The sequence below is a fragment of the Bacillus sp. LUNF1 genome (genome assembly GCF_011008975.1).
Classification (GTDB): Bacteria; Bacillota; Bacilli; order Bacillales; family Bacillaceae; genus Bacillus; species Bacillus velezensis.
Genome location: NZ_CP048876.1, coordinates 2,739,349 through 2,754,476 on the forward strand (window position 1 = coordinate 2,739,349; position 15,128 = coordinate 2,754,476).

Sequence of the window (15,128 nt, forward strand, 5' to 3'; positions counted from 1 at the left end):
TTATTTCGCCACCTTCTTCTTCGAGTAGTCGCGTTTACGGGGCGCAATCAGTGATACATCGACATCCTGATATTCAAATTCCGGAGCTTCAAACGGACCGGCATGTTTAGCCATCGTCGTTTTGAGCCACTCATCGTCATTTCTTTCAGGGAAATCCGGTTTATAGTGCGCTCCCCGACTTTCATTTCGGTTATATGCGCCGAGCGTGATGACTCTGGCAAGCTGAAGCATATTGGAGAACTGGCGGGTGAACATCGCCCCTTGGTTGCTCCATTTTGTCGTATCGTTGATATTGATTTTCTTAAAGCGTTCCATCAGCTCTTGGATTTTGTCATCCGTTTTCAAAAGCTTGTCGTTGTGGCGGACCACCGTGACGTTGGCCGTCATCCATTCTCCGAGCTCACGGTGAAGCACGTAAGCATTTTCGTCGCCGTCCATCTTCATGATATCGGCCCATTTTTCTTCTTCTTTTTTCACATAGGAATCAAATAATGAAGAAGACAGGTCTTCCGCTGATGTTTCAAGTCCGGAAACATATTTCACCGCATTCGGTCCGGCCACCATTCCACCGTAGATAGCGGAAAGCAGAGAGTTCGCCCCTAAACGGTTTCCTCCGTGCATTGAATAATCACATTCACCCGCTGCGAACAGTCCGCGGATGCTTGTCATCTGATCATAGTCAACCCACAGTCCGCCCATTGAATAGTGAACGGCAGGGAAAATTTTCATCGGAAGCTTGCGCGGGTCATCGCCCATGAATTTTTCATAGATTTCGATAATGCCGCCAAGCTTAACGTCAAGCTCTTTCGGATCTTTGTGCGACAGATCGAGATACACCATGTTTTCACCGTTGATGCCGAGTTTCTGATTCACGCACACGTCAAAGATTTCACGTGTCGCAATATCCCGGGGCACGAGGTTTCCGTAAGCCGGATATTTTTCCTCAAGGAAGTACCAAGGTTTTCCGTCTTTGTACGTCCAGACTCTTCCGCCCTCGCCGCGCGCCGATTCACTCATCAGACGCAGTTTATCGTCCCCCGGGATTGCTGTCGGGTGAATTTGGATAAATTCGCCGTTTGCATAATAAGCGCCCTGCTGATAAACGATTGATGCGGCAGATCCCGTGTTGATCATGCTGTTTGTTGATTTTCCGAATACGATTCCGGGTCCTCCCGTCGCCATAATAACGGCGTCAGAACGGAATGACTCGATTTGCATATTGGTCAGATTTTGGGCTACGATACCGCGGCACGTGCGCTCATCGTCAAGAACGGCGCCGAGGAATTCCCAGCCTTCGTATTTTGTGACGAGACCTGCCACTTCATATCTGCGCACCTGCTCGTCCAGTGCGTAAAGCAGCTGCTGACCCGTCGTCGCTCCCGCGTATGCGGTTCTGTGATGCTGTGTACCCCCGAAACGGCGGAAGTCCAAGAGCCCTTCCGGCGTTCTGTTAAACATAACCCCCATGCGGTCCAATAAGTGGATAATGGACGGCGCCGCTTCACACATCGCTTTTACAGGAGGCTGGTTTGCCAAAAAGTCGCCTCCGTATACCGTGTCATCAAAATGCTCAAACGGAGAGTCTCCTTCCCCTTTTGTGTTGACAGCTCCGTTTATCCCGCCCTGCGCGCAGACCGAGTGAGAGCGTTTGACCGGAACGATGGAAAACAATTTAACGGCCGTGCCTGATTCCGCTGCTTTAATTGTCGCCATGAGGCCGGCAAGACCCCCGCCGACTACGATAATGCTTGATTGACTCATGATAGCCCCTCTCCCTCTAGTAATCTAGTTCTCTTACACAAACGCAAAAATCGCTTTTAAACCTACGTATGAAAGCGCTAAAAATATAATCAGCGTCACGTAAGTCGAAATTCTTTGAGAACGCGGCGTGACCGTGATCCCCCATGTGACCGCAAAAGACCATAAGCCGTTTGAAAAGTGGAAAATGACCGATAAAACGCCTACAATGTAAAAACCGAGCATAAACGGCGAGCTCAGAATATTCGCCATCATATCGAAGTTGACTTCAGCGCCCATCTGCGCGGCAATCCGCGTCTGCCACACATGCCAGCTGACGAAAATAAGGGTGAGAATACCAGTGACACGCTGAAGCACAAACATCCAGTTTCTGAAATAACTGTAGTGGCCAGCGTTGTTTTTCGCAGTAAATGCTATGTACACACCGTAAACCGCATGATAAATTAAAGGTAAGAAAATAATAAAAATTTCTAACGCATACCTGAACGGCAGACTGTCCATAAAGCCGGCCGCCTTGTTAAACGCATCCGCTCCCCTTGCGGCAAATTGGTTGACGACTAAATGCTGGATCAAAAAGATGCCGACCGGAATAACACCGAGCAAGGAATGCAATCTTCGAAAATAAAACTCTCTGTTCCCAGACATTACTTTACCCCCTGTTTGATTTAAGTGCGAAATGTACTAAAATCTCTGCCCCCACTTCGTTTCAATTGTAAGCACTTTATTAAAATTTATTGACAATTTCATTTTACTCCTCCCTCAAAAGGGCGTCAAGAAAACGTGTACATAAATTATAATTTTCGGAATTGATTATCTGGAGGGAAAATTTTATTTTCCTGCGATATCTTTCTCACATTTTTTCGCGTGTTTTATAGGATCATCCTGTAATCCTCCCCCATGTTTAAGCTATAATAAACGAAGGAGAGAGGGGAATACATAATATGAAGAATAATTATGAAGCAGCTTTAGAACCTTTAACTGAACTCGACGTCAGCGCATACGGCTACGAATTAATCCGGGAAATCGTGCTTCCGGATATCCTCGGCCCGGAGCATTCATCCATGATGTATTGGGCGGGAAAACGCCTCGCCCGCAAATTTCCTCTTCAATCGTGGGAAGAAATCCCCGCCTTTTTTGAAAAAGCCGGCTGGGGAACTTTGACAAACGCAGGATCAAAAAAACAAGAACTGGAATTCGAACTGGAAGGACCGCTCGTATCCAGCAGGCTCAAACATCAGAAAGAGCCTTGTTTTCAGCTTGAAGCCGGTTTTATAGCCGAACAGATTCAATTGATGAACGATCAGATTGCAGAATCTTATGAACAGGTAAAAAAGAGAGCGGATAAAGTCGTCCTGACCGTAAAATGGGATATGAAGGACCCTGTATAATTGAAAAAAGGCGGTGACTCCAAGTCCCGCCTTTTTGCCTGCCCGTTTATACGGCAGACGGCTGTTTAGAAAGCTCAAACGCATCATGAAGCGCTTCGACCGCTTTCACCATATCATTTTCGCTGACAACCGCTGATACTTTTATTTCAGATGTGCTTACCATTTTGACTTGTACATTTTTTTCCGCCAGTACGGCAAACATGTCCGCGGCGACGCCGGGATTTGAAACCATGCCCGACCCGACAATAGAGACTTTCGCCAGTTTTCTTTCGGTTTCAATTTTTTCATAGTCAAGCGCGTTTTTATATTCTTCAAGCACGGCGACCGTTTGCGCGGCATCTTCCGTTTTCACTGAGAAAGAAATATCCGCTTCCCCATCGTCCGACTGTGTCTGAATAATAATGTCAACGTTGATGTTTCGTTTTGCCAGCGCGGTGAAGATTGTTGAAAGTGTTGTCAATCCGCTTGCAAGGCCTGTAACGGACACCCTCGTGATCTGGTCTTCAAATGCAATTCCTCTGACGATTAAATTCTGCTCCATTGATGATTCCTCCTCAATTAATGTTCCAGCTTCATGTTCTGTGCTTGACCGCACTTCTAAAGGCACTTGGTAGTTTTTCGCGAACTCAACCGCCCGCGGGTGAAGAACACCCGCTCCTAGATTTGCAAGCTCCAGCATTTCATCATAAGAAATTCCTGCCAGTTTTCTCGCTGACCGGACATACCGCGGATCTGTCGTAAATACGCCCGGAACATCTGTATAAATGTCGCATTTATCCGCTTCCAATGCTGCGGCAAGAGCGACCGCCGTCGTATCGGAACCGCCCCGTCCGAGCGTCGTGATGCCGCCGTCTTCCGTTACGCCCTGAAAACCGGCAACGACTGTAATTTTGCCTTCTGCAAGCTGCGAACGAATCGCCGTGATATCAATATCCGTAATTCTCGCATTACCGTGAACGGCTTCCGTGCGGACACCCGCCTGCCAGCCCGTATAAGAGACGGCGTCATATCCTTTTTCCTGAAGCGCCATGGCCAAAAGCGAAATCGTGACCTGCTCTCCCGTAGACAAAAGCATATCCATCTCGCGTCTGCTTGGTTCAGATGTGATTTCAGCCGCGAGGTTAACGAGCGCGTCGGTTGATTTTCCCATTGCCGAAACGACGACTACGACATCATGGCCTTTTTGCTTTTCAGCAATGGCGCGATTTGCGGCATTTTGAATTTTTTCGGCAGAGCCGACGGAAGTGCCTCCGAATTTTTGTACGATAAGACCCATACTAGACCACCCTTTACATTTTGGTTCGTGCGGGTGAGGAGAAAAGAGCGTTTTGTCCACAATAAAAAAAGCAATGAGAGGAATAGCTCTCATTGCTTTTTCATATCATTACGATTGATTATGAACAACGAGATAGCCCTCCAAGAAAATGAATTCTTGACAGCCTTACATTTATTTAATGCAAGGCCAGCAAATCACACCGATGGGATGTGATACACTTCGGCGACGCTCCCCTTTCAGCCTTTTTCGCAGAATCCATCATTCTCCAAAGGCTTACTATTGAAGTTCGCACCTCTATCTTCACCATATAACACGATCTTATGAAATTAGTTCACATTCTAGCAGATTTTTCAGAAAAGCACAATACTATTTTTTTAATTTTTCAAACAGCAGCTGGGCCGCCGCGGCCGGCACACCCGCTTTTTTGATATCGTCAAGGCTTGCTTCCTTCATCTTTTTGACAGATCCGAAATGTTTTAAGAGCATTTTTTTGCGTTTTTCGCCGATTCCGGGGATATCATCCAGAACGGATTGAAAGACGCTTTTTCCTCGGATCTGTCTGTGAAAGCTGATCGCAAAACGGTGAACTTCGTCCTGAATACGCTGAAGCAGGTAAAACTCTTGGCTGTTCCGCTCCAAAAACACCGGTTCAAGCGGGTCGCCGATCAAAAGGTTGGATGTTCGGTGTTTATCATCTTTCGCCAATCCCGCTACCGGGACATCAAGGCCGAGCTCATTCTCGAGCACGTCGCGCGCCGCGTTAATCTGCCCTTTTCCGCCGTCAATGATGATTAAATCCGGCAGCGGAAGGTTTTCGCGGAGCACCCTCGTGTACCTTCTTCTGACGACTTCCCTCATTGAACCGTAATCATCCGGCCCTGTTACGGTTTTAATTTTATATTTGCGGTATTCCTTTTTATTCGGTTTTCCGTCAATAAAGACAATCATGGCCGATACGGGGTTTGTGCCTTGAATATTGGAGTTGTCAAACGCTTCAATCCGATGCGGCGTGTAAATATTCAGCGCTTCGCCGAGCCGTTCGGCTGCACCGATTGACCGTTCCTCATCCCGCTCGATTAACGAGAATTTTTCCCGCAGAGCGATTTTCGCATTTTTGTGCGCAAGCAAAAGCAGCTCTTTTTTCGGGCCTTTTTTCGGCTGATGCACGGCGGTTTCCAACAGCTCGCTGATCATGTCCCTGTCAACGCTGTCAGGCACCAGAATTTCCTTAGGCAGAAAGTGATTGTTTTTGGAATAGAACTGGCCGATGAAGGTCAGAAACTCTTCGTCCGCTTCCTGATACATCGGAAACATGCTGACATCGCGTTCGATCAGTTTTCCTTGGCGAATGAAAAAGACTTGGACGCACATCCAGCCTTTATCGTAGGCATATGCAAACACATCGCGGTCCAGAAGGTCATTCATGGTCATTTTTTGCTTCTCCATCGTCGATTCGATGTGAGCAAGCTGGTCGCGGAATTCTTTAGCCCGTTCAAATTCAAGCTTTTCCGCCGCCTCTGCCATTTTCGCTTTGAGCTCTTTTTTGATTTCGTTATGCCCTCCCTTTAAAAAACGGGTGATGTCTTCAACAATCTCGCGGTTTGTCTCCTCAGATATATCCTTTACACATGGGGCGAGGCATTGTCCGAGATGATAATAGAGACAGACGCGGTCCGGAAGCTTTGAGCATTTCCTGAGCGGGTAAAGGCGGTCCAGCAGTTTTTTCGTTTCCCGCGCCGCCTGCACATTCGGATACGGGCCGAAATAGCGTCCTTTGTCTTTTTTGACATTCCGAGTGACAATCAGCCGCGGATGGCGTTCATGGGTGATTTTAATAAAGGGATAGGTTTTATCATCTTTCAGCATGACATTGTATTTCGGATCGTATTTTTTAATCAGATTCATTTCCAAAATAAGCGCTTCAAGATTGGAGGAAGTCACGATATATTCAAAGTCCTCAATCTCCGTCACAAGCCGTTGGGTTTTTGCGTCATGAGAACCGGTGAAATAAGACCGCACCCTGTTTTTCAAGACTTTCGCTTTCCCCACGTAGATGACTGTTTTTTGACGGTCTTTCATTAAATAACAGCCCGGCTGATCGGGAAGGAGGGCCAGCTTTTCTTTCAGTTGTTTATTCATACGTTACCCTTCCTTACATTCATTTCTCGTGTCCATTCAGTGTATCACGAACATTTGTTTTTCTCCATTCTCAGCTTTTGGAAGATCAAAAAAGGCGATTCCCTTCAAAGGAATCGCCCTGCCGTAACGGAAGCTTTCGGCTTACAGATGTTTGTTTACAAGCTCTTCAAGAGCTTCTTTCGGTTTGAAACCGACAGATGTTTCAACGACTTCTCCGTCTTTCAATACGAGAAGTGTCGGGATGCTCATGACGCCGTATTTACCGGCAGTTTCTTGGTTTTCATCCACGTCGATTTTAACGATTTTCAGTTTGTCTCCCATTTCTTGATCAAGCTCTTCAAGAACGGGCGCGATCATTTTACAAGGTCCGCACCAAGGAGCCCAGAAATCAGCCAATACGACACCTTCACTTGTTTCAGCTGAGAACGATTGATCAGTTGCTTTTACGATAGCCATTTTGTTATTCCTCCAATTGTCAAATGATGATTTTTAGTATAGCATCTCCCATTCGTTCATGCTAATTTAATGCTTATATTATTTTCTCCCGATACCGCCGGAAATAATCTTTTTTATACAGTATATTATAGCCGGGCGGCGGGCGTTCAAAACTTAAGATGGACCCGCAGGCAGCGTGATTAATACAACCGCCATCGGAGGAAGCTCCGCCTCAAGTTTTCCGCCCTTTTGAGCAAACCCGGAAAACGTCTTCGGTTTGACGTTTTCCGGACTGCTGAATGTATTATGGGCATTCATTTTTTCCGCGTGCAGAATCGTTCCCGAAGGCTTCCCTGTCTTTTTCATGCCCCGCAGTTCAATCTTCACATCAGCTTTGTGCAGATGATCGATATTGCAAATGCTGATATGTATGTCTCCGTTTTGCTGTTTGGACGCTGAAATGCTGACTTGCGGGAGCCGGCCGTCATTCCATTCGTACCCGGCTGCTTTTGTTTCTGTCGCCAAAAGAGATGCGTCCTGATGCACCTTAAACATATCAAACACATGATACGTCGGCGACAACAGCATTTCTTTCCCTTTTGTCAGGATCATTGCCTGAAGCACATTGACGGTTTGCGCGATATTGGCCATCTGTACGCGGTCTGCGTGCTGATGAAAAATGTGAAAATGCGTGGCTGCGACAAGAGCGTCGCGGATCGTATTCTGCTGATACAGAAAGCCCGGATTCGTGCCCGGCTCAGGATCAAGCCACGTGCCCCATTCATCAATGATCAGCCCGACTCTTTTTTCGGGATCGTACTGATCCATGATGGCACTGTGCCTTGTGATCAATTCATCCATATGCGCCGCTTTTTTCATCGTGATGAACCATTCATCTTCCGTAAACTCCGTCGCTGACCCTTTCCCCTTCCAGAAGTCGCCCGGTATTGTGTAATAATGCAGGCTCAGCCCGTCCATGAGATCCGCGGCTTTTTTCATTAAAGTTTCAGTCCAGCGGTAATCGTCGACATTCGCGCCGCCGGCAATTTTATAGATTTCATTACCGCTGTAATTGCGGACATAGGTTTGAAAGTTTCTGTAAAGGTCGGCATAATACTCAGGATGCATGTTTCCGCCGCAGCCCCAGTTCTCATTTCCTATTCCGAAATATTTCAGCTTCCACGGTTTTTCCCGCCCGTTTTCTTTTCTCCAGTCGGACATCGGCGTGCCCGCTTCAAACGTCATGTATTCAATCCAATCAGCCATTTCTTTAACCGTTCCGCTGCCGACGTTTCCGGCGATGTATGGTTCGCAGCCGAGCAGTTCGCAAAGCATCATAAACTCGTGCGTGCCGAATTCATTGGAATCAATCGTTCCGCCCCAATGGGTATTCAGCATGGTTTTGCGTTTCCCTACGCCGTTTGCCCAATGGTATTCATCTGCAAAACAGCCGCCCGGCCATCTGAGGACGGGAATCTGAAGCTGTTTGAGGGCGTCGGCGACATCCGTCCTGATCCCGCCGGTATTCGGAATATCGGAATCTTTTCCGACCCAGATGCCCTCATATATGCCTCTTCCCAGATGTTCCGCGAAATGTCCGTATATGTTTTTATTAATGGTTCCCCGTGTGATATCAGTTTGAATGACTGCCGTATTGTGAGACAAACTTGATCATTCCTTCCCCTTAATAAGAATGAAAGCACTAGAGACGATCTATGTATCTGGGATGTGTGCTGAATGGATAAGTTTGTAAGCGCTTTACAAAAGCTTATTACATTGGTTCGTACATGTCAATCTATTGTTTTATTAATATTTAATTTGTACGAACCAATTAACACAAATCAAAACCCTCTGACAAATCAGCCAGAGGGTTTTGATTATGAATGAATATTGGCATTTTTAAATTCCTGTGTCAGAAGCGGAACCACTTCGAACAAATCGCCGACAATTCCGTAGTCCGCTATTTTAAATATTTCCGCTTCCGGGTCTTTGTTAATGGCAACGATGACCTTACTGTTTGACATGCCCGCCAAGTGCTGAATCGCTCCGGAAATGCCGCAGGCGATATACAAATCCGGCGTGACGACTTTTCCCGTCTGGCCGATTTGAAGAGAATAATCGCAATAGTCCGCGTCACACGCGCCGCGTGAAGCGCCCACCGCTGCTCCGAGCACCTCGGCAAGTTCTTTTAACGGTTCAAATCCATCTTTGCTTTTTACACCGCGGCCGCCTGCTACGATAATTTTCGCTTCTGATAAATCCACGCCGTCCGCCGTTTTTTTGACTACTTCTTCAATGACCGTCCGCAAATCTGCCGGAGGCGCCGCAAGCTCTTCAATATCACCCGTCCGGTTCGCGTCTTTTTCTAATGCCTGAATATTATTCGGCCGAATTGTCGCCAAAATGAACGGATCGGTTGAAATCACCTGTTCAAAGGCTTTGCCCGAATAAATCGGTCTTGTAAAAACGATGTTGTCTCCGGTAACGCTTACATCCGTGCTGTCTGAGATCAGCCCCGTTTCAAACCGGGCCGCAAGCTTAGGTGACAAATCTTTTCCCATAGAAGTGTGGCCGAAAATGACCGCATCAGGCTTTTCATTTTCGATCAGATCCCCGAGAACCGCGGCATATCCGTCCGCCGTATACTGAGAAAGCCCCGGCGCATCGGCCGTAAATACTTTATCGGCGCCGTACTGAATGAGTTCTGGTGCTGCATCAGCCGCGCCTTTTCCCATCAGTACGCCGATGACATCTCCTCCGCCGGAAATGGTTTTGCCTGCGGCTATGGCTTCAAAGGTGACGTTCCGTAAGGCGCCGTCACGAATTTCTCCGAGTACGATCACTTTTTTTCCCATTCTGACATCCCCCAGTTTCTTTAATATCGGTTTATACGACTTTGGCTTCTTTTCTCAGCAGTGACACAAGCTCTTTCGCCTGATCAGCGGCTTCTCCTTCGATCAGTCTGCCCGCTTCTTTTTGCGGCGGCAGAAAACGTTCGATCGTTTTGAGCTTCGGTGCGGCTTCATCTTCATCAATGTCGAGATCATCGAGCTCAAGTTCTTCCAGCGGTTTTTTCTTCGCCTTCATAATGCCCGGAAGCGACGGATAGCGCGGCTCGTTTAAGCCTTGCTGTGCCGTGATGGCTAAAGGAAGTGAGGTTTTAATGATTTCGGTATCCCCTTCATTGTCTTTCTCTGCCACAGCTTCATCGCCGCTGATTGTCAGTTTTGTGATCGTTGTGACGCAAGGAATGTTCAGCAGTTCGGCAAGCCTTGGAGCCACTTGGCCTGAACCGCCGTCAATCGCGACATTTCCGCCGAGAATCAGATCATATTCCCGGTCCTTGAAATAATGATATAAGATAGTTGAAATGGAGTATTGGTCAGGATCGCTCAGATCATCTTCAATATTGATTAACACCGCCTGGTCACAGCCCATCGCAAGGGCGGTTCTCAGTTCTTTCTCCGCATCTTCTCCGCCGACGGTTACGGCGGTAACGGTTCCGCCGTGCTCTTCCTTCAGCTGTATGGCTTCTTCAATGGCGTATTCATCATACGGATTGATGATAAATTCGGCCCCGTCCTCCTGAATCTTTCCTGCTTCAATGACGATTTTCTCTTCTGTGTCAAACGTCCGTTTCATCAGTACAAATAGATTCATAATCTTATCCCCTTTATCTTCGCCCACCGAATTGAGGCTTTCTTTTTTCGAGAAATGCCTGAATGCCTTCTTTTGCGTCATCTGATGCAAATGCTTCCCCAAAGCGCTTTGCTTCAAGCTTTAAGCCGCCGTCATAAGAATAGATCTTGTTTGAATAAAGGAGCTCAAGCAGATAAGCCATCGACTGCGGGCTTTTTTCCGCAAATTTGCCCGCGAGCGTTTTCGCTTTTTGCAGCAGCTCATCCTCATGTTCGGCGCCTATCGTGACAAGGCCGAGGCTGAGCGCTTCTTCTCCGGTCACAGGTTCTGAAGTGCCGATCATTTCAAGCGCTTTCGCCGTACCGACGTACCGGGGAAGCCGCTGCGTCCCGGCAAAGCCCGGGATAATGCCGAGATTCAGCTCGGGCAGGCCGAGCTTTGCATCCAATGTAGCGATTCTGATATGGCAGGCCATGGCTAGCTCAAGACCGCCGCCGAGCGCAGCGCCGTGAATCGCTGCGATAACGGGCTTCGGAAACCCTTCAATTCTTTCCATCAGCTGCTGGCCTTTATCCGCCATGGCAGAAGATTGCTCAAGATTTTCAAGCGACGTAAATTCCTTTATATCGGCGCCCGCCGAGAAAAATTTTCCCTCACCGCGAATGATGATGCTTCTGACGCTGTCATCCGTTTCACACCTGTCGAACAGACCGGACAACTCATCTAAAACCGCACCGGACAGCGCGTTGGCCGGCTGATGATTAATGGTGATCACCGCAACAGATTGTTCTACCGCCATCGAAAGGCTGTTCATCCGTCAACCCCCTTTAGTTTTGATGAATTCCTGACACCAACAGCTCCAATACCTTGTCTGACAAATCCGGAAGATCATATTTCTGATCGTTCATCACCCATGTTGTCACTGTTTCATCTATCGTCCCGAATATCATCTGCCGGGCAAGGCGGACGTCGAGATTGTCTTTCCATTCCCCCGACTTGATTCCCTCGGTCAAAATGGTGTCCAGCATGTTTAAATAACCTTTTAAAATATCATTGATTTTCAGGCGCAGCTTGATATTCGACTGTCTGAGCTCAAGCTGGGTCACAATCGCAAGGTGGCGGTCATTGCCGAGCAGTGTGAAATGCTGCTTAATAACGAGAGCGAGTTTTTCTTTTGCCGTCGTTTTTTCTTTCACTTCTTCTTCCATGCGTTCAATGAACTGGCCCATCTTTTCTTTAAAAAGAGAAATGAGTATATCCTCTTTGTTTTTGAAATATAAATAGATGGTGCCGTCCGCAACGCCGGCCTGCTTGGCGATTTTGGACACCTGTGATTGGTGATAGCCGTTTTCCGCTATGACTTCTACTGCTGCATCAATAATCTGCATATACTTTGGCCGTTTTTGGTTCAATGTCATCGTTCCTTCCTTCGATAAATGAATGACTATTCATTCATAACTTCATGATAAAAAGGAATCCGGATTTTGTCAAGTTTTTCTTTTAAGGCACCTTGTTTTCACGGGAAGCATCTTCCTCTTCGACTAAACGCCTTCTTAATATTTTTCCGACGGCCGTTTTCGGAAGCTCTTTTCTGAATTTGTAAAGCTTCGGGACTTTGTACGGCGCAAGCCGCTCTCTTGCAAACGCATCAAGCTCATCGGCATCTGCCTCGGCGCCTTTTTTCAAAACGATAAATGCTTTCACCGTTTCCCCCCTGTAGGAATCAGGAACGCCCGCTACGACGATTTCCTGAACGGCTTCATGCTCATAAAGCGCCTCTTCCACCTCCCGGGGGTAAATGTTGTATCCGCCGGCAATGATGATGTCTTTTTTCCTGTCGGCGATGTAGAAAAATCCTTCCTCATCCATATATCCCATATCTCCGGTAAACAGCCAGCCGTCTCTGATGACACGCGCCGTCTCCTCCTGCTTATTCCAGTACCCTTTCATGACTTGAGGGCCTTTTACGATCAGCTCGCCGTGTTCATACGGCTCCGCAAGCCCGCCTTTTTCTTCTGAATAGATTCCGGCGTCGGTATTGGGCCAAGGACAGCCGATGCTGCCGGGTTTGTTTTTTCCCCAGATGAAGTTTGAATGGGTAACCGGTGATGCTTCGGATAATCCGTAGCCTTCCACAAGCTTTCCTCCGGTCACTTTTTCAAATTTCTGTTTGACCTCAACCGGCAGCGCCGCTGAACCGCTCGGACAGTTTTCAATGGAGGACAGATCATATTTATTCAGCTCCGGGTGATGCAACAGCCCGATGTAAATCGTCGGCGCCCCGGGAAAAACCGTCGGCTTTAGCCTGTCGATTGTTTTCAAGGTATCCAAAGGATTGAATTTGGGAAGAAGGATCATTTCACATCCCTGCATAATGGAAAAATTGAGCACGGCGGTCAATCCGTACACATGAAAAAAAGGCACGATGCCGAGCACCTTTTCGGCTCCCTTTTTCATTTTGTACATCCAGGCGGCGCACATTTCTGTATTGGCCTGAATGTTCCGGTGTGTGAGCATGACGCCTTTCGGATAGCCGGTTGTTCCGCCCGTGTATTGAAGCACGGCGATGTCATGCGCAGGGTCAATATCAAATGGCTCTGCTTCCTCCGCTCTTTCGTTTTTTAAAATATCCGCTAATTTGTGAATTTGTTCGCATCCGTCATAATCAATATGAACCTGCTGTTTTTGTGTGAGCGTATACAGCATATTTTTCGGAAACGGCAAAAAGTCTTTTATACTCGTTGTAATAATGCGTTCGACGAGTGATAACGTTTTCATTTTTATCACTTTCGGAAACAGCATATCGAGGGTGATGATCACGCGCGGCGCACTGTCTTTCAGCTGATACTCAAGCTCGTGTTCCGTGTAGAGAGGATTAGTCTGAACGACAATGCCGCCGGCAAACAATACGCCGTAAAAAGCGATGACCGACTGCGGACAATTGGGCAGCATAATGGCGGCTCTGTCCCCTTTTTTCAGGCCTGTTTTGCGTAAAAAAGCGGCTAGCTTTAACGAATCTGTGAGAACGTCTTGGAATGTGAGTTTTTTTCCGAGAAAATAAATGGCGGTGTGGTTCGGGAATTGAGCTGCGGAGTTTGTCAGATTGGATGGCAGGGTTTGATCGGTAAATTCAAGCTCATGCGGAATCTCTTCGGGATATTGAGAAAGCCATGGCTTTTCAGACTGCATAATACCTCTCCCTTCTGTTTTCCTATACGCTATTATTATAGCAGAAGGGTGATTGGAATTGGAAAGCGTTTCATGTGAAATTTCGAGTTTCAGAAGGTGTTGAGTTTGTTGGAAACGCTGCATTTTGAAGAGGGAGTTCCTATCCTGCGCCAGCTGCCGAAGCCGTTTACGTCGGCCGCCTTTTTGTTTCATCCCTTTGTCCGGATGCCTGATGGGTGGGAAGAGCAAAAGCGCAAGCGGCCTTATGAACATATGTATCCGAGTGATGAGGAGATCATCGCGATGGGCAGACCCGTTTCCTGGCAATCCGTCATGACCGTTTGCGGATTGCGCTTATGAGCGCTGTCATGGCACTTCGGGATGAATATGCACATCCAGAATCCGCCAGGCTGTTTAATCGGCTTCATCCCGATCTGTACTTGCCGAGCGATGATGTCACTTCACCATTTTTAATTCCGGGACTTTTGGATGTGTTCCGTTCAAAAGGCATAAAGCGCTGCACTTATTATGAGCCTGTCGAAGAGAAAGGCATATTTTCACTCAATCAAACGGCGGCTTCGGATGTATGCGGATTGCTGCGGGCTGACATGATCATTGCCGACGAAAAACGGCGCGCCGCTTTTATGAGCATATATGATTCTTTTATGACACTCTTTCTCATGGAAGATCAAGACATGCCGTCTGTCATCCGCGCCATGAGTTGGGAAGCCGTCATTTGCTCTGATACGGCCTGCATAAACTGGTATTCTCAATAAAAAAGGCCGCCGATTCTAGTTCGGCAGCCTTTTTTCAGTATTAAGATGTCATGACCAGATAAATAAGTCCGATGAACAGAAAAATTCCCGCTGCCGACAGCAGCACTTTCGCAAGCTTCTCCATTTTTCCCCGTCCCCTTAAATCCCGGCGGCCACCACAAATGACAGGCCGACTGAGATGACAAATGAAATAAAGCCGACAGCTCTGTTATCTTTTTCAATTTCTTTATCAATTTTAAACCGGGGCGTCAGAAATTCAAAGATAAAATAGCTGATTAAAAGCATAATAAATCCGTATACGCCCCAGCCGATCATTTGCAAAAGCGAATTATGCTGGGCGATGCTGTGCTGAAAGACATTTGCGATACCGAGAATTTTCCCTCCGGTCGCCATTGCCACCGCAAGATTGCCTTTTTGGATTTCCACCCAGTTTTTATAGGATGTCACCAATTCAAACACGGTCAGAAAAATGACGAGACACAAGACGGCTACACTGTAATAAGCCGCGATTTCAACAAGCTCATTTTCCCAAAAAGCATTCATGACGTT

At 47.3% G+C, this 15,128-nt stretch carries 13 protein-coding genes, 1 pseudogene and 1 riboswitch; of the genes and pseudogenes, 2 read left to right on the forward strand and 12 right to left on the reverse strand.

Annotation, left to right across the window (positions count from 1 at the left end; all coding sequences use genetic code 11):
• Complete coding sequence (gene sdhA, locus G4O42_RS13425; RefSeq protein WP_003152573.1) at positions 1 to 1,761, reverse strand: succinate dehydrogenase flavoprotein subunit; 1,761 nt, start codon at positions 1,759 to 1,761, stop codon at positions 1 to 3.
• A 33-nt stretch (positions 1,762 to 1,794) separates the two neighbouring features.
• Complete coding sequence (gene sdhC, locus G4O42_RS13430; protein ID WP_003152571.1) at positions 1,795 to 2,403, reverse strand: succinate dehydrogenase cytochrome B558; 609 nt, start codon at positions 2,401 to 2,403, stop codon at positions 1,795 to 1,797.
• Between the two features lie 296 nt (positions 2,404 to 2,699).
• Here sdhC and G4O42_RS13435 point away from each other — a divergent pair, with 296 nt between their 5' ends.
• Positions 2,700 to 3,146 (forward strand): YslB family protein, encoded by a 447-nt coding sequence (locus G4O42_RS13435; RefSeq protein WP_007612940.1) that lies wholly within the window; start codon positions 2,700 to 2,702, stop codon positions 3,144 to 3,146.
• A gap of 46 nt (positions 3,147 to 3,192) precedes the next feature.
• Here G4O42_RS13435 and G4O42_RS13440 read toward each other — a convergent pair whose 3' ends face one another.
• From G4O42_RS13440 to G4O42_RS13480, 9 genes are all read right to left on the reverse strand, one after another.
• A complete protein-coding gene (locus G4O42_RS13440) occupies positions 3,193 to 4,422 on the reverse strand; it encodes an aspartate kinase (protein ID WP_032873773.1) in 1,230 nt (409 codons plus the stop codon).
• A 125-nt stretch (positions 4,423 to 4,547) separates the two neighbouring features.
• Positions 4,548 to 4,727: riboswitch (Lysine riboswitch) on the reverse strand.
• Between the two features lie 61 nt (positions 4,728 to 4,788).
• On the reverse strand, positions 4,789 to 6,561 hold the full coding sequence (gene uvrC / locus G4O42_RS13445) for an excinuclease ABC subunit UvrC (RefSeq protein WP_032873770.1): 1,773 nt from the start codon (positions 6,559 to 6,561) through the stop codon (positions 4,789 to 4,791).
• Between the two features lie 141 nt (positions 6,562 to 6,702).
• On the reverse strand, positions 6,703 to 7,017 hold the full coding sequence (gene trxA, locus G4O42_RS13450; protein ID WP_003152560.1) for a thioredoxin: 315 nt from the start codon (positions 7,015 to 7,017) through the stop codon (positions 6,703 to 6,705).
• 153 nt (positions 7,018 to 7,170) lie between these two features.
• Complete coding sequence (locus tag G4O42_RS13455; protein WP_032873767.1) at positions 7,171 to 8,661, reverse strand: alpha-N-arabinofuranosidase; 1,491 nt, start codon at positions 8,659 to 8,661, stop codon at positions 7,171 to 7,173.
• Positions 8,662 to 8,873: 212 nt separating this feature from the next.
• Complete coding sequence (locus tag G4O42_RS13460) at positions 8,874 to 9,851, reverse strand: electron transfer flavoprotein subunit alpha/FixB family protein (RefSeq protein WP_032873765.1); 978 nt, start codon at positions 9,849 to 9,851, stop codon at positions 8,874 to 8,876.
• Between the two features lie 31 nt (positions 9,852 to 9,882).
• Entirely contained in the window at positions 9,883 to 10,656 is a 774-nt protein-coding gene (locus G4O42_RS13465) for an electron transfer flavoprotein subunit beta/FixA family protein (RefSeq protein ID WP_032873763.1), read from the reverse strand.
• Positions 10,657 to 10,669: 13 nt separating this feature from the next.
• Positions 10,670 to 11,449 (reverse strand): enoyl-CoA hydratase, encoded by a 780-nt coding sequence (locus G4O42_RS13470; protein ID WP_032873761.1) that lies wholly within the window; start codon positions 11,447 to 11,449, stop codon positions 10,670 to 10,672.
• Positions 11,450 to 11,462: 13 nt separating this feature from the next.
• A complete protein-coding gene (locus G4O42_RS13475; RefSeq protein ID WP_007408119.1) occupies positions 11,463 to 12,047 on the reverse strand; it encodes a fatty acid metabolism transcriptional regulator FadR in 585 nt (194 codons plus the stop codon).
• Positions 12,048 to 12,135: 88 nt separating this feature from the next.
• A complete protein-coding gene (locus G4O42_RS13480) occupies positions 12,136 to 13,824 on the reverse strand; it encodes an AMP-binding protein (RefSeq protein WP_032873759.1) in 1,689 nt (562 codons plus the stop codon).
• Between the two features lie 96 nt (positions 13,825 to 13,920).
• Between G4O42_RS13480 and G4O42_RS13485 the strand changes: the two are divergent.
• Positions 13,921 to 14,579, forward strand: a pseudogene (locus tag G4O42_RS13485) (DUF2711 family protein).
• Positions 14,580 to 14,717: 138 nt separating this feature from the next.
• On the opposite strand, the gene G4O42_RS13490 reads toward G4O42_RS13485, so the two are convergent.
• Positions 14,718 to 15,122, reverse strand: coding sequence for a DUF350 domain-containing protein (locus G4O42_RS13490; RefSeq protein ID WP_003152541.1), 405 nt, complete (start codon positions 15,120 to 15,122; stop codon positions 14,718 to 14,720).
• Positions 15,123 to 15,128: the final 6 nt, after the last annotated feature.